The organism is Rhizobium croatiense, from assembly GCF_019793465.1.
In the GTDB taxonomy this organism is placed as follows: domain Bacteria; phylum Pseudomonadota; class Alphaproteobacteria; order Rhizobiales; family Rhizobiaceae; genus Rhizobium; species Rhizobium croatiense.
The window spans coordinates 257,842-276,298 of the sequence record NZ_JAILYJ010000003.1 but is presented as its reverse complement, the minus strand read 5'-3'; the positions used below and the strand labels follow the sequence as shown (position 1 = coordinate 276,298).

Below are 18,457 nucleotides of genomic sequence, written 5' to 3'. Positions count from 1 at the left end.
CGATTGAACGAGGGTATCCATCCGAAACGCGGGATATGCATCATGATCGCTGAAGCGCTTCTCTATGCCGCGACATGGCCGCTGACCGGCAAGGCGCATCGAAAGTTCATCCGCTATTCCGTCAATCTCTGGTCGCGGGCCGGGCGTTGCGCTCGCGACTGGGCCGAACATGAAGAGATGAGCCGCAATGCGATCCGTGCGGCGACGGCCGATCTCAGGCAGAAGCGGACCGCCGTCGTGCTCGGCTCCGGCCTGCTGCGCGACGTGCCGATCGAGGCACTGGCCCGCGATTTCGACACCGTCGTTCTGGTCGACCTCGTTCACCTCGCCTCGGTGCGGCTATCGGCCAAGGCCTATCGCAATATCCGGCTGATCGAGCGCGATCTTTCCGGCTATGACGCGCTCGCCGCCGGCAGAGAGCCCGAACCGCTCGGCTTCCTGCGCTCGGTGCCCTATCTCGATTTCGTGGTTTCGGCCAATCTCCTGTCGCAGATCGGCCGGGGCGTGAAACGGCGCTACGAGGCCGAGGCCGCCGGAATGCCTGCCGACACGGTGGAAAGGCTGATCGGAGCGCATCTGGCCGGGCTTTCGGGACTTACCTGCCGCAGTTGCCTGGTGACCGACATCGCCTATGCCGTCATCGACCGCAACGGCAAGACGCATGAGGAGGCCGACCTGCTGCACGGCGTCTCGCCGCCGCCGGCGAAAGCCACCTGGACATGGCCGGTCGCGCCGCTCGGCGAGGAGAGCCGGGATTACAGGATCGAGCATAAGGTCATTGCCGCATGGTGAGACACCAGACCGCGACAAGCCAATGGATATGAGCAAGCCGATGGACAGTCACGACGCGGCAAGCCACGCCTTCATTGAGGCGAATGCCAAGATGCATAAGGATATGATGATCGAATATAGCGGCGACGCCGATGTGGATTTCGTCCGCGGCATGCACCATCAGGGCGCGGTCGACATGGCGAAGATCGAGCTTCAATACGGCAAGGATCCGGAAATCCGCAAGCTCGCCGAAGCCGTGATCAAGGCGCAGGAGGCCGAGATCGCCGAAATGAATGCCTGGTTGAAGGCCCGCGGCAAGTAGTCGATCGCTCGCGAAAGGGGAACGCGGAGCTGGCGTTCCCAGACTGCTGATAAAGTCGGCCACTCCTCTTTCGTCATGCTCGGGGCTTGTCCCGAGCATCTGCAACAGGGGTAGCAGATCCTCGGCACAAGGCCGAAGGATGACGAAAGAGGAGGGAGCAAGGTTTCCAAACAAACTGAGAACGCCGGGGATACCCGGCGTCTGCAACAATTTTGCTCAGCCCTTCGGCTCGAAGTCAGCCGGGCGGCGGCCGGCGGCCTGTCGCGACAGCATCCAGCCCGGATATTCGGGGGCAAGGGCGCTCGCCTCGTCGAGCCGCTTCATATCCTCGTCGTCGAGCTTCAGCCTGACGGCGGCGAGGTTCTGGTCGAGCTGATCGACACGCTTGGCGCCGATGATGACAGTAGTGACGAAAGGCTTGGCGAGAATATAGGCGAGCGCGACGGTGGCGACGCCGGCGCCATGCTTTTCGGCGATCTCGCGCATAGCGGCGACGCAGGCCCAGGCCCTGTCCCTGTCGACCGGCGGAAAATCGAAACTGGCGCGGCGGCCCTCGCCGTTGCCGGGCGCGCCGGGGCCATATTTACCGGACAAGAGACCGCCGGCGAGCGGCGACCAGACCATCAGGCCGAGCTTTTCCTCCTGTATCATCGGCACGATGTCGCGTTCGAGATCGCGGCCGGCGATGGAATAATAGGCCTGCACCGTTTCGAAGCGGGCGAAGCCGCGCCGTTCGGAGAGACCTAGCGCCTTGGAAATACGCCAAGCCTGCCAGTTAGAGACGCCGATATAGCGGACAAGGCCACGCGAAACGAGATCATCGAGGGCACGCAGCGTCTCCTCGATCGGCGTCACCGTATCGGTCGCATGGATCTGGTAGAGATCGATATGGTCCGTCTGCAGCCGCTTGAGGCTCGCCTCGACGGAATCCATGATATGGCCCCGCGAGGCGCCGCGGTCGTTCGGCTTGTCGCCCATGACGCCATAGACCTTGGTGGCGATGACGACGTCCTTGCGCGGTACGTCGAGGTTCTTCAGCGCCTGGCCGAGCAGCCTTTCGGATTCGCCGGATGAATAAACGTCGGCCGTGTCGATGAAATTGACGCCTGACGCCAGCGAGCGCTCGACGATCCGGTCGGCGGCATTCTGGTCGACATCGGCGATGGCGCCCCACATGCTGCCCTGTTGGGCCTCGCCGAAGGTCATCGTGCCCAGGCAGATTTCCGAGACGAAAAGTCCCGTATTTCCGAGTTGATTGTAACGCATGGTCGAAAAAATCCTTTGTGTCTGCCGCAAGAGGGGCTTGCGAACTTCAGAACTTCATTTTTTGATTATTGGCCTGCGCGCGACAGGCACAGCCGCGGCTGGCTGCAGGGTGAGGCCAATTCGATGTAGTGCGACGGCGGCGCTTTTCAACGCCACAGCTTGCGCACCAGCAGCGAACGCCCTTGCCCCGACGCAGCCCGTCGTGACACAGCCCTTGTCTCGACACAGGCGGCCGATAGATTGCCGGCCATAGTTCAAGAGGTGTGCATGTGACGACGCGAGGACTGACAACGATCGGCTTCGATGCCGACGACACGCTTTGGCAGAACGAACAATATTACCGACTGACGGAAGCGCAATTTACCGAGCTTCTTGCCGATTTCGCCGAAGGGCCGAAGATTTCGGAGCGGCTGCTGGAGGCCGAGAAGCGCAACCTTCGCCATTACGGCTTCGGCATCAAGGGCTTTACGCTGTCGATGATCGAGACGGCGATCGAGATCACCGAGGGCAAGGTTCCCTCGAGCGTCATCGCCAAGATCCTCGATACCGGCCGCGACCTGCTGTCCCATCCTGTCGAGACCATGCCGCATGCGCGCGACACGCTGGAGGCGCTTGCCGGCAAATATCTGCTCGTCATGATCACCAAGGGCGATCTTTTCGACCAGGAGCGCAAGCTTGCCCAATCCGGCCTCGGCGACTTCTTCGATGCGGTCGAGATCGTTTCCGACAAGACCGCCGTCACCTATCGCCGCATCTTCGCCAAGGTCGGTGACGGACCGGAGCGGGCGATGATGGTCGGTAATTCACTGAAATCGGATATCGTGCCGGCGATCGCGGCCGGCAGCTACGGCGTCTTCGTGCCGCACGAACTCACCTGGGTGCTGGAACATGTGGACGAACCGACGGAAGCGCCGCGCTTCCGCAAGATCGGCCATCTCGGCGAATTGCGCGAGCTGATCGACCGGCTGGCATAGGCCGAGCGGCCGATCGATGCCGGCCGTTCCGCCCTGCCCTATTGCGGCTTGGGCGGCGCCTTCGGAAACAGCGACGGCTGCTCCGGCTCGGCCGGCGGTTTCGGCTGCGGCGGGGCGGCCGTCAGCGGTTCGATCAGGATGCTGAAGGGCGCGCCAAGGCCGCGGCGCGGCGAGACCTTGGAATAATAGGGGCGCAGCAGCCAGGTGGTGTTTTCCTTCGCCGTCGTCTGAAAATTCATGCCGTCTTCGTCGGTGCCGAAGAAAGCCTCGTCATCGGGCTTCGACAGGTCGAAAATCGCCAGGAAGGCGAACTTGCTCTTGGTGGCAAAGCTGATCTTGACGTGCTGGCCGGCGCGCACCGGCAGCATGTAGACATGGCTGTTGCCGAATTTCGTCCAGCCCTTGAGCTGCATGGTGACAGCGGGGAATTGCAGCTTCTCCAGCTTCTCGCCGGGATCGAGCTGCGGCGTCTGCGCCATGGCCGAGATCGGCAGGAAGAACAGGGCGAGGGCAGCAATCGATGTTTTCACGGACAGATCTTTCATGGTCGAACCAGGACGGCGCGCATCGCCTCCACCTCGGGCCGGCAAAAGCAGCCCTCCAGATGATCGTTGACGAGGCCCATCGCCTGCATGAAAGCATAAACTGTGGTCGGGCCGACAAAGGTCCAGCCGCGCTTCTTCAGATCCTTCGAAATGATGACCGAGGTCGGTGTCGTCGGATTGGCGAGGATATGGCCGCGATCGACCACGGCCGGCCGCTCGTTGTGGCCGGGTTCGTAACCCCAGAAATAATGGGCGAGCGAGCCGAATTCGTCCCGGAGTGCGATGGCGCGCCTGGCATTGTTGATGGTCGAGACGATCTTGCCGCGATGGCGGATGATGCCGGCATCGGCAAGGCAGCGATCGACATCCGCTTCGCCGAAATGCGCCACCTTGTCGAAATCGAAGCCGGCAAAGGCGGCGCGGAAATTCTCCCGCTTGCGCAGGATGGTCAGCCAGGACAGGCCGGATTGGAAGCCTTCGAGACAGATCTTTTCGAAGAGGCGGATGTCGTTGGTAACAGGGCGGCCCCATTCCTCGTCATGATATTTGAGATAATCGGGCAGATTGGCGTGCCAGTGGCAACGGCTCCTGCCGTCCTCGCCGATGATGATGCCTGTCTCGCTCATGATCCTTCATTCTGCCGGGGTCCGTTTCGTTTTCCGGTCATGATTCCGGCTTTACCATTTGCAAACCGTCTTTCCAAACCGAACGGTAACCCTGACGAAAAGTTTATCCGATCGGTCGGCTTTTCAGAAATCGATCTTTACCATTCGCTGGCGGATCAGGTGGCAGCGTCCTTGCTGGCGGACCTGTCCCGCCAAACCATTTTCGGCCATTTGTAGAGAGTTCGTCCGATGATGAAACAGCTTGTTCTTGCCGCAGCCCTCTTCGGCACCTTCTCCACGGCCGCCCTTGCCGACGACCGCTACGCCACCCGCCCGCCTGTCGTGCTCAGCCCTGATCTGACGGCACCATGGATCAACCAGCTCGGTGGCAAGGTTCGCCCCGTGGTCTACCAGCGGCCGGTCGTCCAGCCGCGGCAGCGCGGCCTTTTCCAGCGCCGCGTCATCCGCCAGGCGCCGCGGCCGGCACCGCAGACCGTCTCGGTGATCAACCCCGGCGTTCCGGCGGTCCGCCATCCGATCGAGCCGCAATTCCTGCCGCAGATGGTCGACTACGACACCCAGGAAAAGCCCGGCACGATCGTCATCGATACCAACAATCGCTTTCTCTATCTGGTGATGGAGGGCGGCAAGGCGCGGCGCTACGGCGTCGGCGTCGGCAAGCCCGGCTTCGAATGGGCCGGCGCCCACAAAATCACCCGCAAGCAGGAATGGCCGGACTGGACGCCGCCTTCCGAGATGATCAGCCGCGAAGCCGCCAAGGGTCATTACCTGCCGGCGCGCATGGACGGCGGCCCGGAAAATCCGCTCGGCGCCCGCGCCATGTATCTCGGCTCGACGCTCTACCGCATCCACGGCACCAATGCGCCCTGGTCGATCGGCAGCGCCGTCTCCTCCGGTTGCATCCGGCTGCGCAACGAAGATGTCGTCGATCTCTATGACCGCGTCAGCGTCGGAACCCGCGTCATCGTCATGTAACGGCACATACATTATCTTGGAAGCCGCAAGAACAGGCGGTTTCCTTTGCCGAAATTGCTTTATCCGGCCGGGCCGATCTTGAATCAGGCAGAAGTTCATGTAGTTTCGGGCGAATTTGCTTGAGGGGAATCGATCATGATCAAATTGATGCCAGGTCTGGCCGCGGCCGGACTTGTTCTGTCCTTGATGTCCACGTCCGCCTTTGCAGCGCCGGCCGGCTCCGACAACACACAGCGCCCGGCTCAGGTCGTGCGCGTTGCGCAGATGCCGAAATATGTGAAGCCGCAGTTCAAGCGCAAGAAAGTGCGCCTGGTGACGACGGAAGCAGCCGGCACCGTCATCATCGATACCAACAACAAATATCTCTATCTCGTCGAAGGCAACAACCGCGCCACCCGCTATGGTATCGGCGTCGGCCGTGACGGCTTCGGCTGGTCGGGTATCGTCAAGATCGGCCGCAAGGCCGAATGGCCGGCATGGACGCCGCCGGCCGAAATGCGCCGCCGCGAAGCCGCCAAGGGTCACATCATCCCCGCCTACCAGGAAGGCGGCGAGGACAATCCGCTCGGCGCCCGCGCCATGTATCTCTATCAGGGCGGCCGCGACACCATCTTCCGCATCCACGGCACCAATCAGCCCTGGACGATCGGCCTCAACATGTCCTCCGGCTGCATCCGTATGATGAACGCCGACGTGATGCATCTTTATGATCGCGCCGCCGTTGGCACCAAGGTGATCGTCATCGGTCCCGGCAACAAGCAGGGCAAGGTGGCGTTCGAGGACAGGGGCATCGACGTGCTGCGCACCATGTTCGGCGGCTGAGCAACACCTGCTAAAAAACGAAGGCGCTTTTTAGAAGCGCCTTTTATTTCTCTTGGACTTTGCGGCGGAAAGCTGGCAGAGGTGCCTAAGAGTCGACATATTTGCAATATCGGGGCTATTCAATGACATATGCGCTGCGTTCTTCCGCCTCCCTCCTTGCGGGCATCGCGTTTTTCACATTCTGTTCGGCAGCTTCCGCCTCGGCGGAAGACCTGGAATTTTCCATTTACGGCGGTTATCAGACCGCGCCGCACAGCGGCGTCGACGTCTCCGACGGCACGAGTTTCACCGCCGGCTGGGAAGGCAAATCCTTCGGCGCGCCGCCCTATTACGGCGCTCGCGTCACCTGGTGGCTCGAGGATTTCAACAAGCCGAACTGGGGTATCTCGCTCGATTTTACCCATGACAAGGTTTATGCCGACGACGACACGCTCGCCAAGGCCGGCTGGTCGCATTTCGAATTCACCGACGGTCTGAACCTGCTCACTGTGAACGGTCTCTATCGCTTCCAGGATCCGGCTCGCCGCTGGACGCCCTATCTCGGCGCGGGTATCGGCGTGAACATTCCGCATGTCGAAGTGATTCGCCCCGAAGGCAAGACATGGGCTTATGAATTCGGCGGCGTGACGCTGCAGGCCCAGGCTGGCGTCGACTTCAAGGTTACCGAGCGCTGGTCGACCTTCGTCGAATATAAGGGCACCTATTCGCGCGTCGACGTTCCGATCGACAGCGGCGACCGGCTGAAGACCAACATCTTCACGAATGCCGTCAACGTCGGCGTCTCGTTCCACTGGTAATGAATTGAATTTCGGCTGCGGCGCTCGCTATTTCGTGCCGCAGCTGACCTTGCCCTCGGCGGCGTAAGGTTTGCTGCCGCCCTCGATCGTCAGGGAATAGGTGCCGCCGAAATTTGCCGAAGGCTTGCCGCGCACGCCAGCGACCACCACCAGATCGAGCGTTGCCCCTTCGGTATCGTCACCGCCGCCATCAAAGACTTCCAGGAGCAGCTCGCCATCGCGCGCCCAGTGGTTGCTCAGATGCTGCGATTCGAACACGCGTTTTGCGAAGGCCGGCGCTTGCGCGGAATCCTTGACAATAAGCGCGCCGCGGAAATGGTTGAGCCTGTGGCCGGCATCGCTTGCGAAACCGCTTTCGAGGGTAAAACGCGCTTGCGCGTCATCGGCGGAACAGAATAAGCGGCTGTCGGCATGGGCCGCGCCTGCCGCCGCGAGTAGTCCCGCAAGTATAATCATTCCCCGCCACATCGCCCGACCTCCCGAGAGCGGCCCGAATGGGCCGGCTGCATTCCCTTCAGCCTAATGGCAAACCTGTTAATTTTTCCGGCATAGCGCCGCCATAGGCCCAATCGAGCAGCTCGACCGTATGTAGTATCGGAATAGCAGTGCCGGTGGCGATCTGGGTTATGCAGCCGATATTGCCGGTGGCGATGATATCGGCCTTGGTCGCTTCGATATTCCTGACCTTGCGCTCCTTCAGCGCCGCCGAGATCTCCGGCTGCATGATGTTGTAGGTGCCGGCCGAGCCGCAGCAGAGATGACCTTCGGCCGGATCGCGCACCGTAAAGCCCGCCGCTTTCAGCAATTGCTTCGGCGCAAGGGTGATGCGCTGGCCGTGCTGCATCGAACAGGCGGAATGATAGGCGACTGTAATGCCCCTCGGCATATGGGCCGGCAGCTCGATCGTTGCCAGATATTCGGTGATATCCTTTGCCAGCGCCGAGACCCTGGCCGCCTTTGCCGCATAGGCGGGGTCGAGGCGCAGCATGTGGCCGTAATCCTTGATCGTCGTGCCGCAGCCCGAAGCGGTGATGATGATCGCGTCGAGCCCCTGCGTCTCGATTTCGCGCGTCCATATGTTGACGTTGATCCGCGCGCTTTCGAGCGCCTGTTCGGCGCGGCCCATGTGGTGGACCAGCGAGCCGCAGCAGACCTCGCCTTCCGGCGCCACGACCTCGATACCGAGCCGCGTCAGGAGCCGGATCGCCGCCGCGTTGATGCCAGGATCAAGCACCGGCTGGGCGCAGCCGGTCAGGATCGCCACTCGGCCGCGCCGCGCCGTCTCGGGCCGGTAGCTGCCGGGTTTTGAAAGATCCGAGGCGGGCGGCAGGCGCCGCGGCGCCAGCGCCAGCATGGCGGCAAAGGGTTTGAGTGCCGCCCCGCGCATCAGGCCGGCGAAGGGGCGGCCAAGACGGGCGAGACGGAGCGCCAGGCGGAAACGGCCGGGATAGGGCAGCACGGCCGCCAGGAGCGCGCGCGTCAGCCGGTTCATCAGCGGGCGCCTGTAGGTCTTTTCGATATGGGCGCGGGCGTGATCGACCAGATGCATATAGTCGACACCCGAGGGACAGGTTGTGACGCAGGCAAGGCAGGAGAGACAGCGGTCGATATGGGTGACGACCTCGGCATCGGCGGGCCGGCCGTTTTCCAGCATGTCCTTGATCAGATAGATGCGGCCGCGCGGACTGTCGAGCTCGTTGCCGAGCGTCACATAGGTGGGACAGGTGGCGGTGCAGAAGCCGCAATGGACGCATTTGCGCAGGATCTGCTCGGATTCGGCGACATGGGGGTCGAGGAGCTGGGCGGGGGTGAAGTTGGTCTGCATCTACGCGGCCTCCCGTGCCCCGTTCGCCCCAGCGGGGAGAAGGTGCCCGAAGGGCGGATGAGGGGGCCGCACCCGGGACAAAAGCGAGAAGACAACAGACTGCATGCCGTGTGGCCCCCTCATCCGACCCTTCGGGCCACCTTCTCCCCGTTGGGGCGAAGGGGGAGCAAGAGGCACCCTCGTGCAATCCATCAAGCGTGGGCAGTCGGCAACAAGCATCTTCACCACCCCATCTTCCCCGGATTCAATATCCCCGCCGGATCGAACTTCTCCTTCACCCGCCGCGACAACATCGCCACCGGCTCGGGCTCCGGGTGAAAGGCGGCGGTCGCCGCCCTCGCCTGCGCCGGCGCCCGGATCAGCGTCGCATGACCACCGCCGAGCCCTTTGACGAAGCGGCGGATCAGTTCGGCCTCCGGCTCCGCTTCCATGCGCATCCAGACGAGGCCGCCTTGCCAATCATAAAAGGCATCGACGCCGGCTTCGAGACGGAGCGCTGCGACCAGCCGATGGCCGGTGCCGGGGGCGACCGAGACGCGCCAGACCGGCCGCCCCGTGCCGTCGGCATAAGGCAGCACATCGCGGATTTCCCGCCAAAGCCTCTGGCTTTCCCTCTCATCCAGCTGCGTGACCGTGGCCAAGGCGGACATTGCCGCCGCAAGCTTTTCGACGCGCACGTCGACAGAGCCAGCCAAGCCCTCGATGCGCAGAACTGTCGCCTCGCCCTCGGGCAATTTGCCGGCGAGGAATTTCCACGTCACCGTCAAAGGCAGATGGGCCGCACCCGAGACTTCGACCGGCAGCGCCATCGCCGTCGCCATGGCGCTGGCCGCTTCGGCATCGTTGAGGCCCGAGAGAACCACCGTCCGTTCCGTCTTCGGGCGCGGCGGCACGCGGAAGGTGACTTCGGTCAGAAAACCCAGCGTGCCGTGCGAACCGGCGATCAGCTTGACGAGATCGAGGCCGGTGACATTCTTCATCACCCGACCGCCGGCCTTGATGATCTCGCCGCTGCCGTTGACGAAGCGCACACCGAGCAAACTGTCGCGGGCAGCGCCCGCAATGAGGCGGCGCGGGCCGGAGACATTGGCGGCAAAGACGCCGCCGATGGTCGGCTCGCCCGACCTCGCCATAATGGGGCGATGATCCATCGGCTCGAAGGCAAGCATCTGGCTATTTTCGGACAGCGCCGCCTCGACCTCGGCAAGCGGCGTACCCGAACGCGCTGTCATGACCATCTCGCCGGGATTGTAGGCGACGATGCCGGAAAGCCTGGTCGATCGCAGCCGGTCTTCGGCTGCGACGGCATTGCCGAAACCCGAGCGCGTATCGCCGCCGCAGATCGCGAGTGGCCGGTTCATCTCCTGATGTGCGCGGACGATCGCCGCCGCCTGTTCCTCGCTCGTCGGCATCAGATCGATCATGCGGCGGGGCGCCCTTCCAGCGGAAAGACCTTCGACGGGTTGAGCAGCCAGCCCGGATCGAAGGCGGCGCGCACCGCCATCTGCTGGGCCAGATCGGCCTCCGAATACTGGTGCCGCATCAGGTCACGCTTTTCGATGCCGACACCATGCTCGCCGGTCAGGCAGCCGCCGGCATCGACGCAGAGCCTGAGGATATCGTTGCCGGCGGCTTCGGCACGGGCGGCATCCTGCGGATCGTTGGCGTTGAAGAGGATCAGCGGATGCATGTTGCCGTCACCGGCATGGAAGACATTGGCGACCCGCAGGCCGTAGTGATCGACGATTTCCGCGGTTTTCTTCAGCACGTGCGACAGCTGGCTGAGCGGCACGGTGCCGTCCATGCAGATATAATCGGCGATGCGGCCGGTGGCCCCGAAGGCGGATTTGCGGCCCTTCCAGATCAGCGCCGCTTCGGTGGCCGACTGGCATTCGCGCACGGTCTTGACGCCGTGGTTGCGGGCGATGTCGACCACGTCCTTCAGCATCGCGTCCATCTCAGCCTCCGATCCCTCGACCTCGACGATCAGCAGCGCGCCGACATCGAGGGGATAGCCGGCATGGGCGAAGGCCTCGCAGATTTCGATCGCCGGCTTGTCCATGAATTCGATCGCAACGGGGATGATGCCGGCGGCAATGACATCGGCGACGCAGGCGCCGGCCTCTTCCGAACTCTCGAAGCCGAAGAGCACCGGGCGCGCGCCTTCCGGCTTGGCGATCAGCCGCACCGTCGCCTCGGTGACGATACCGAGCTGGCCTTCATGGCCGCAGACGAGACCGAGCAGGTCATAACCGGCTGCATCGAGCGCCTTGCCGCCGAGCTCGATCACCGTGCCGTCGACCAGCACCATCCTGACGCCGAGCAGATTGTTGGTGGTGACCCCGTATTTCAGACAGTGGGCGCCGCCGGAATTCATGCCGATATTGCCGCCGATGGTGCAGGCAAGCTGCGAACTCGGATCGGGCGCATAGAAAAACCCGTCGGCTGCGACGGCGTCGGAAATACTGAGATTGGTCACGCCCGCCTGCACCACTGCGACGCGGTTCGGCAGATCGATCTCGAGGATGCGGTTCATCTTCGACAGGCCGAGCACCACGGCATCCTCCTGCGGAATGGCGCCGCCGGAAAGCGAGGTGCCGGCGCCGCGCGGCACGACGGGAACGCCGTAGCGATGGCAATAACGCATGACGGCCGCAACCTCGGCGGTGGTGCGCGGCAGGGCGACGGCGAGCGGCAGGCGGCGATAGGATACGAAGGCATCGGTCTCGAAGGGCACCAGTTCGCGCGCCTCATGAACCAGGCATTCCGGCGGCAGCAGATCGGTGAGATCGGCGACGATCTGAGAGCGCCGGGCCAGGACATCGGCGCGGGGCGCAAGAAACGGAATGGCGTCGGACATGGCCTTCTCCCTGGCCTCCCGGAAAGATGACGACGGCAGGAACGGGTGTCAGATCTTGCCTGCCGCCGTGAGATCGGCTTAGCACTTTCCCAATAGGGGCGCAAATGCTAAGCACTTATGCCAAAAGGGGAAAAGTCACAAAAGCTTATGACCAATCTGGGCGATCTCGAAATCTTTGCCAAGGTCGTTTCGACGGGAAGCATGTCGCTTGCCGGGCGCATGCTCGGCTTTTCTCCCGCCGTCGTTTCCAAGCGCATCAAGCGGCTGGAGGACCGGCTCGGCACCCGGCTTTTGCAGCGCACGACGCGGCAGATCTCGCTGACGGAGGCCGGCCAGGGTTTCTACGACCGCGTTCTCGGCATCCTGGCCGGGCTGGAAGAGGCCGAATTTTATATTTCCGGCCGCGCGGCGCAGATGCACGGGACGCTGAAGATCTCGGCACCGACCTCCTTCGGCCGCATGCATATCGCGCCGCACCTGAAAGCGTTCATGCAGGCGCATCCGGAGCTGGCGATCAACCTGGTTCTGACCGACGAATTCAGCGACATCGTCGGTGGCGGCTTTGATCTGGCGATCCGTATCGCGGAACTCACCGATTCCAGCCTCGTCGCCCGGCGGCTGGCACCGGTGCGCCGGCTGCTCTGCGCCTCGCCGGATTATCTCTCGGCACATGGCGAGCCGCGTGATATCGACGATTTGAAACACCATCGCTGCCTGCCGGCACACAATGGCGACACCTGGCGGCTGAACGGGCCGAATGGGGCGCTCAGCCTGCGGCCGGAAGGCATGCTGGTCACCAATTCCAGCGAAGTGATCCGCGAGGCCGTCATCGCCGGCCTCGGGATCGCACTGCGCTCCACCTGGGATATCGGCGAAGAACTCAAAGCCGGCCGTCTGGTGCAGGTGCTGCCGGCCTATGAGGGCTCGCACAATGTCACGCTGTCGGCCGTCTATCCCAGCCGGCAGTTCCTGCCGGCCAAAGTGCGGCTGTTCATCGACTATCTCACCGAACTTTACGGGCCAGTCCCCTATTGGGAGCGCTGACACTTCGGCACGGCATTCGCCACCATGCCCACGCACGAGACCACGTTCAGCTCTTCGGCGACTTTGCTGCCATGACGGCCTGAAAGGCACGGACGGCGTTGAGAGGCATAGTTACCACATTTACAAAAATCCTAGTGGAACAATGGATGCCGCCATTGATTAGGAGTCGGGACGAAGCCATATTGTACACCTGTGCAACGTGACGCATTCAAGACAGGACGTGACGGATTTCTGAGCCTGCCCCGGCTCGATTTCCCTTAATGAAACAGCGATCAAATCGCGTTTCGGATCGTCTGAGGCTTTGGATTGCGTAAGCTTTTCGTGATACACGTATATGAGTGATTCCTAACAACCACTGAGAAGGTGACCCGACAATTGACTCTTCTCGCCCGATTGGCATCCGATGTGCAACTGATGTTTCGGCGGCCGCCGCGACAGCAATATGGTGCGATCTGTTACCGGGTGAAAAAGAAGAGCGGTGAGGTCGAGGTGCTCTTGCTGACGAGCCGCGACACCGGCCGCTGGGTCATCCCCAAAGGCTGGCCGATGAGCGGGAAATGCGCTCATGAGGTCGCCGCGCAAGAAGCCTTCGAGGAAGCCGGTGTCCGCGGCGTCGCCGAAACGGAGACGCTCGGCGCCTACACCTATCCGAAGGTGTTGCGCGACGGGGTGCAGGTGGTCTGCAAGGTGCAGGTCTATGCGCTCGAAGTCACCGACATGGCGAAGAACTTCAAGGAAAAAGGCGAGCGCCGCATCGAATGGGTCTCGCTCGACGAAGCGGCCGGGCGGGTGCGCGAGCCGGAGCTACGCGGCCTTTTCCTCGCCTTCAAGCGCAAGATGACCGAGCGGCTTTCGGCCAAAGCGGCAAAGCAAATTCCGGCGGAATGAATCCTGCCATCTTGCGCTGCTAAAAAGGCAGCGTAAAAGCAGATTCATAGTTGGAAGAAAGAATGCCACCCCGTCCCGCCGTTCTCACCAAACGCACGCTCGACAAGGATCTCGACAAGATCACCCATGCCGAGGATGCGGCAAAGCACGTCTTGCGGCGGCTGGTGGCGCCCGGCCTCGGGCTGATCTTCGTCGGCCTGACGATGATCTTTGCCGGTGTCTATGTGTTCGACCGCCCGGGAGCGATGCTCGTCGTGGCGGCGGCGGCCCTTGCCGGCTACATGGCGATGAATATCGGCGCCAACGACGTGACCAACAATGTCGGTGCGGCCGTCGGTGCGCGCGCCATGACGATGGGCCAGGCACTCATCATCGCCGCGATTTTCGAGGTCCTCGGCGCCACGATCGCCGGCGGCGAGGTCGTCAAGACGATTTCCTCCAACATCGTCGACGCCATCCAGGTGCCGCAGGCGATACTTGGCTGGATCATGATGGCGGCGCTGATGGCGGCGGCCCTCTGGATCAACCTCGCCACCTGGATGAACGCGCCGGTTTCCACCACCCATGCGATCGTCGGCGCCGTGATCGGCGCCGGCATCTCGGCCGTCGGGACGGAGCCGGTGAACTGGCGGGTCATGCTGGAGATCACCTCGAGCTGGATCACCTCGCCGCTGATCGGCGGGCTGATCGCGGCCGGCCTGCTCTACCTCGTCAAGACCCTGATCATCTATCGCGACGACAAGATCGCGGCGGCTCAGCGCTGGGTGCCGGTGCTGGTCGCGGTGATGGCCGGCGGCTTCATGGCCTATATGGTGCTGCAGCTGTCGCCGCCCGGCCGGTTTCCGTCTTTCACCGTCATCCTCATCGGCATCGGCATCGGGCTGGTCAGCTGGCTTGCCGCCCGGCCGCTCGTTCTCGCCCAGGCGCGGGATCTCGAAAACCGCAACAGCTCGCTGCGGGTGCTGTTCCGGCTGCCGCTGATCGGCTCGGCGGCGCTGCTTTCCTTCGCGCATGGCGCAAACGACGTTTCGAACGCCGTCGGGCCGCTTTCGGCAATCGTCCACTCGGTCGGCATCGGCGGCGTCGACGGCGTCGACGGCGTCGGGCATCCGCCGCTCTGGGTGATGCTGATCGGCGCCTTCGGCATCTCCGTCGGCCTGCTGCTGTTCGGACCGCGCCTCATTCGCCTGGTCGGCGAGGAGATCACCAAGCTCAATCCGATGCGGGCCTATTGCGTCGCATTGTCGACCGCGTTCACCGTCATCGTCGCCTCCTGGCTCGGCCTGCCGGTCAGCACCACGCATATCGCTGTCGGCGCCGTCTTCGGCGTCGGCTTCTTCCGCGAATGGTATACGCGCCATTCGAAGCGCCGCATCGCCTATATCAGGCGCAAGGCCGAGAGCTTCGATATCGACGAGCCGGAGGAGCCGAACATCCATGAGCAGCGCCGGCGCTATCTCGTGCGCCGCTCGCATTTCATGACGATCGTCGCCGCCTGGATCGTCACCGTGCCGGTCTCGGCAGCGCTTGCCGCCGTGATTTATTGGGCTATGTTCGCGCTCTTCGTCTAGAACAGGATGATTTTAGGCCCGCTGGGCCTAAAGTCCGAATCCTGTTCTAAAATTAAAGCGTTAGAGCATGATGTCGCCCGAAAACCGCTCACACTTTTCGGCAACATGCTCTGAACCCCGTGGGTTTTTTCAATGCGCGCTAATTTTCGCATGCAACGGCTTTTCGTCGACGCGCCGCTTTCTGCCGGCGCCGTCGTGGAGGCGAGCGCCGAGCAGTTCAACTATCTCGCCAACGTGCTGAGGATGGAGGCCGATGCCGAGATTCTGCTTTTCAACGGCCGTGACGGTGAGTGGAAAGCCAGCCTGACCTTTCCCACGCGCAAACGCATCCTGCTGACGGCAATCGAAGAGACGCGGCCGCAGCCCTCTCCCTGCGATCTGCACTATCTCTTTGCGCCGCTCAAAGTCGGCCGCATGGATTATCTCGTGCAGAAGGCGGTCGAAATGGGCGCCGGCCTGCTGCAGCCGGTCATGACCCAGCACGTCCAGGGCAAGATCACCAATCTGGACAAGTTGCGTGCCAATGTCGTCGAGGCGGCCGAGCAATGCGGCGTTCTCGGCATTCCCGAGGTGGCCGACCCAGTGAAGCTCTCCGACCTGCTCGACCGCTGGCCGAAGGAGCGCCGCATCATCTATTGCGACGAGGGCGAGGCCGGCCAGAACCCGCTGCCGGTGCTGTCGGCGATCCGGGAAAAGCATCTTGCACTGCTCGTCGGGCCGGAGGGCGGCTTTTCGGAAGAGGAGCGCGCACGGCTTCGCAGCCTTGATTTCGTTACCGCCATCCCGCTTGGACCGCGCATCCTGCGGGCCGACACGGCAGCGGTTGCCGCACTCGCCGTGGTGCAGGCGGCAATCGGCGACTGGAACTAATGCTGAAAACGGGTTGACATGGAAATCGCTGCTATTTTTTTGATGCACCGTTGAAAGAATTTCACTTGCAACATGGGTGGCTTGGGTCCTAATCAGCCTTCCAGCTGCCCGGCCCCCTGGGCGCCTTTTTGAATACAGGTATCCCGCATGGCCCGCGACACTACCGACCAGACGCCGCTCTCTTCGGTTCAGGATCTGACCGATTACATCGCCGCGGGCAACAAGCCGCGGAAGCGCTTCCGGATCGGCACCGAACACGAGAAATTCGCCTTCTTCCGCGCCGACAACAGCCCGGTTCCCTATTTCGGCGATGCCAGCATTTCGGCCCTGCTCACCGGCCTGCAGGAAAAGAGCGGCTGGGAACCGATTATGGACGCCGGCAACATCATTGGCCTCGCCGAACAGAGCGGCATGGGCGCCATCTCGATCGAGCCCGGCGGCCAGTTCGAACTCTCCGGCGCGCCGCTGGAGACGCTCCATGAAACCTGCAGGGAATCGAACCAGCACCTGGCGACGCTGCGCGAAATCGCCGAACCGATGGGCATCCGCTTCCTCGGCATCGGCGGCAGTCCGAAATGGACCTATGCGCAAACGCCGCACATGCCGAAATCGCGCTACGAGATCATGACCCGCTATATGCCGAAGGTCGGCAGCAAGGGTCTCGACATGATGTACCGCACCTGCACGATCCAGGTGAATCTCGACTTCTCCTCGGAAGCCGACATGCGCCAGAAGATGCGCGTCTCGATGAAGCTGCAATCGCTGGCGACCGCGCTCTTTGCATCCTCGCCCTTCACCGAGGGCAAGCCGAACGGGCTGCTCTCCTGGCGCGGCGATATCTGGCGCGATACCGACAATCGGCGCTCGGGCCTGCTCGATTTCACCTTCCGCGACGATTTCGGCTTCCGCGACTATGCCGAATGGGCGCTCGACGTGCCGATGTATTTCATCGTCCGCGACGGCCGCTATCACGATTGCACCCATGTCACCTTCCGCCAGTTCATGAACGGGGTGCTGAAGGGCGAGGTCGCCGACCCGGCGCCGACGATGGGCGACTGGACGAACCATCTTTCGACGCTCTTCCCCGACGTGCGGCTGAAGCGTTTCCTCGAAATGCGCGGCGCCGATGGCGGTCCGTGGCGGCGCATCTGTGCATTGCCGGCCTTCTGGGTCGGCCTGCTCTATGATGATGCGGCGCTTCAGGCTGCGGACGAACTGACCAGGAATTGGAGCTTTGCCGAGGTCGCCGCGCTGCGCGACGCCGTCCCCGCCGAAGGGCTGAAGGCTGAGTTTCGCGGGCATGCATTGCTCGATGTGGCGCGCGAGGTGGTCGCCATTTCGAGGACCGGTCTCAAGACGCGCGGCAAGCTCAACCGCGAAGGTCAGGACGAAAGCATCTTCCTGGCGCCGCTCGACGAGGTACTCGCCAAAAAAGCGACGCTCGCCGAGGATCTGCTGTCGCTCTATCACGGCCGCTGGAACGGCTCGGTGGAACCGGTCTTCGAGGACTATCAGTACTAGGACGTGGACTCACCAACGCCAGCCAGAGCCGTATGGCCGCCAGCTTGACGAAAGAGAGGCAGTTGGCAGCGCGCTTGCCGTAGCAGGTCGCAATGCTGTCAGTAGGCGCCGAAGCTTGATCGTCTTGGAAGAGCCTATGTCTACCGGCTGCCAGCGTGCTAAGCTTGTCAAATGACGGCCGCCACCCAATACAGTTTTCGCAGAGCGACGTTGGATGATCTCCCGTTGCTTGCAGCATGGCAATCGACCCCGCATGTCCGCGCATGGTGGGACTCAGATGAGCCGTACGATGCAGAAGACCTGGCTGATCCCAGGGTAGCGCGTTGGATTGTTTCAACCGCCGAACGCCCCTTTGCGTTCATGCAGGACTATACCGTCCACGGCTGGGAAGATCACCATTTCGCCAAGCTTCCCACGGGATCGCGGGGAATCGATCAATATATAGGAGACCCCGAAATGATCGGCGTTGGGCACGGATCAGCATTTATCGGGGCGAGAATGAGGGCGCTCTTCGATGCGGGTGTACCCGTTATAGCGACCGATCCTCACCCTGCCAATGAACGGGCGATTGCCGTCTACAGGAAAGTGGGTTTCGAGCCGTCCGGATCACCTCAAGAGACGCGGTGGGGCTTGATTTTGCCAATGCTTGCGAGGCGGTAAGCGGCATACCATCATTCGCAGCTTCGTCCGCATCTCCGGGCTTCTCCAACTTGGAAAACTCGCTCCGGTTCTTTGCTGGAACGGCTTTAAGGTCTTATGGCAAAAAGCGGTTTGCACATT

General features: G+C 62.6%; 19 protein-coding genes. 12 read left to right on the top strand and 7 right to left on the bottom strand.

Going from position 1 to position 18,457, the window contains the following annotated elements; genetic code table 11:
* Positions 1–42 precede the first annotated feature (42 nt).
* Positions 43–792, top strand: coding sequence for a hypothetical protein (locus tag K6M89_RS06955; RefSeq protein ID WP_222138892.1), 750 nt, complete (start codon positions 43–45; stop codon positions 790–792).
* Positions 755–1,093 (top strand): CopM family metallochaperone, encoded by a 339-nt coding sequence (copM, locus tag K6M89_RS06950; RefSeq protein WP_222139030.1) that lies wholly within the window; start codon positions 755–757, stop codon positions 1,091–1,093. Before K6M89_RS06955 ends, copM begins: the two co-directional genes overlap by 38 nt.
* Before the next feature lie 216 nt (positions 1,094–1,309).
* Here copM and K6M89_RS06945 read toward each other — a convergent pair whose 3' ends face one another.
* Positions 1,310–2,359: an aldo/keto reductase gene (locus tag K6M89_RS06945; RefSeq protein WP_222138891.1), complete on the bottom strand. Its 1,050-nt coding sequence runs from the start codon at positions 2,357–2,359 to the stop codon at positions 1,310–1,312.
* Positions 2,360–2,628: 269 nt separating this feature from the next.
* Here K6M89_RS06945 and K6M89_RS06940 point away from each other — a divergent pair, with 269 nt between their 5' ends.
* Positions 2,629–3,333 carry an HAD family hydrolase gene (locus K6M89_RS06940; protein ID WP_096762661.1) on the top strand — a complete coding sequence of 235 codons (705 nt, stop codon included), beginning with the start codon at positions 2,629–2,631 and terminating at the stop codon, positions 3,331–3,333.
* 38 nt (positions 3,334–3,371) lie between these two features.
* Here K6M89_RS06940 and K6M89_RS06935 read toward each other — a convergent pair whose 3' ends face one another.
* Positions 3,372–3,878, bottom strand: coding sequence for a hypothetical protein (locus K6M89_RS06935; protein WP_222138890.1), 507 nt, complete (start codon positions 3,876–3,878; stop codon positions 3,372–3,374).
* Positions 3,875–4,504: a DNA-3-methyladenine glycosylase I gene (locus K6M89_RS06930; RefSeq protein WP_222138889.1), complete on the bottom strand. Its 630-nt coding sequence runs from the start codon at positions 4,502–4,504 to the stop codon at positions 3,875–3,877. The genes K6M89_RS06935 and K6M89_RS06930 overlap by 4 nt, the downstream gene beginning before the upstream one ends.
* Before the next feature lie 228 nt (positions 4,505–4,732).
* Here K6M89_RS06930 and K6M89_RS06925 point away from each other — a divergent pair, with 228 nt between their 5' ends.
* The 3 genes from K6M89_RS06925 to K6M89_RS06915 all read left to right on the top strand — a co-directional run bounded on the left by K6M89_RS06925 (position 4,733) and on the right by K6M89_RS06915 (position 7,098).
* On the top strand, positions 4,733–5,479 hold the full coding sequence (locus K6M89_RS06925) for a L,D-transpeptidase (protein WP_222138888.1): 747 nt from the start codon (positions 4,733–4,735) through the stop codon (positions 5,477–5,479).
* Between the two features lie 135 nt (positions 5,480–5,614).
* The gene (locus K6M89_RS06920; RefSeq protein ID WP_222138887.1) at positions 5,615–6,301 is read left to right on the top strand and encodes a L,D-transpeptidase; all 687 of its coding nucleotides are present in this window, start codon (positions 5,615–5,617) and stop codon (positions 6,299–6,301) included.
* Between the two features lie 122 nt (positions 6,302–6,423).
* Complete coding sequence (locus K6M89_RS06915) at positions 6,424–7,098, top strand: outer membrane protein (RefSeq protein ID WP_222138886.1); 675 nt, start codon at positions 6,424–6,426, stop codon at positions 7,096–7,098.
* A 27-nt stretch (positions 7,099–7,125) separates the two neighbouring features.
* Here the strand turns inward: K6M89_RS06915 and K6M89_RS06910 are convergent, their stop codons facing one another.
* From K6M89_RS06910 to K6M89_RS06895, 4 genes are all read right to left on the bottom strand, one after another.
* On the bottom strand, positions 7,126–7,566 hold the full coding sequence (locus K6M89_RS06910; protein ID WP_097580067.1) for a hypothetical protein: 441 nt from the start codon (positions 7,564–7,566) through the stop codon (positions 7,126–7,128).
* A 46-nt stretch (positions 7,567–7,612) separates the two neighbouring features.
* Complete coding sequence (gene glcF, locus K6M89_RS06905) at positions 7,613–8,923, bottom strand: glycolate oxidase subunit GlcF (RefSeq protein WP_222138885.1); 1,311 nt, start codon at positions 8,921–8,923, stop codon at positions 7,613–7,615.
* Between the two features lie 221 nt (positions 8,924–9,144).
* A complete protein-coding gene (gene glcE, locus K6M89_RS06900) occupies positions 9,145–10,347 on the bottom strand; it encodes a glycolate oxidase subunit GlcE (protein ID WP_222138884.1) in 1,203 nt (400 codons plus the stop codon).
* On the bottom strand, positions 10,344–11,783 hold the full coding sequence (locus tag K6M89_RS06895) for an FAD-linked oxidase C-terminal domain-containing protein (protein WP_222138883.1): 1,440 nt from the start codon (positions 11,781–11,783) through the stop codon (positions 10,344–10,346). Before K6M89_RS06895 ends, glcE begins: the two co-directional genes overlap by 4 nt.
* 147 nt (positions 11,784–11,930) lie before the next feature.
* Between K6M89_RS06895 and K6M89_RS06890 the strand changes: the two genes are divergently transcribed.
* The 6 genes from K6M89_RS06890 to K6M89_RS06865 all read left to right on the top strand — a co-directional run bounded on the left by K6M89_RS06890 (position 11,931) and on the right by K6M89_RS06865 (position 18,337).
* Positions 11,931–12,827, top strand: a complete 897-nt coding sequence (locus K6M89_RS06890; RefSeq protein ID WP_222138882.1) for a LysR family transcriptional regulator — start codon at positions 11,931–11,933, stop codon at positions 12,825–12,827.
* 375 nt (positions 12,828–13,202) lie between these two features.
* Positions 13,203–13,715 (top strand): NUDIX hydrolase, encoded by a 513-nt coding sequence (locus tag K6M89_RS06885; protein ID WP_222138881.1) that lies wholly within the window; start codon positions 13,203–13,205, stop codon positions 13,713–13,715.
* A gap of 62 nt (positions 13,716–13,777) precedes the next feature.
* Positions 13,778–15,286 (top strand): inorganic phosphate transporter, encoded by a 1,509-nt coding sequence (locus K6M89_RS06880; protein WP_222138880.1) that lies wholly within the window; start codon positions 13,778–13,780, stop codon positions 15,284–15,286.
* A 132-nt stretch (positions 15,287–15,418) separates the two neighbouring features.
* Positions 15,419–16,156 carry a 16S rRNA (uracil(1498)-N(3))-methyltransferase gene (locus K6M89_RS06875; RefSeq protein WP_097580074.1) on the top strand — a complete coding sequence of 246 codons (738 nt, stop codon included), beginning with the start codon at positions 15,419–15,421 and terminating at the stop codon, positions 16,154–16,156.
* Between the two features lie 147 nt (positions 16,157–16,303).
* Entirely contained in the window at positions 16,304–17,677 is a 1,374-nt protein-coding gene (locus K6M89_RS06870; RefSeq protein WP_222138879.1) for a glutamate--cysteine ligase, read from the top strand.
* A gap of 171 nt (positions 17,678–17,848) precedes the next feature.
* Positions 17,849–18,337, top strand: a complete 489-nt coding sequence (locus K6M89_RS06865; protein WP_222138878.1) for a GNAT family N-acetyltransferase — start codon at positions 17,849–17,851, stop codon at positions 18,335–18,337.
* Positions 18,338–18,457 lie beyond the last annotated feature (120 nt).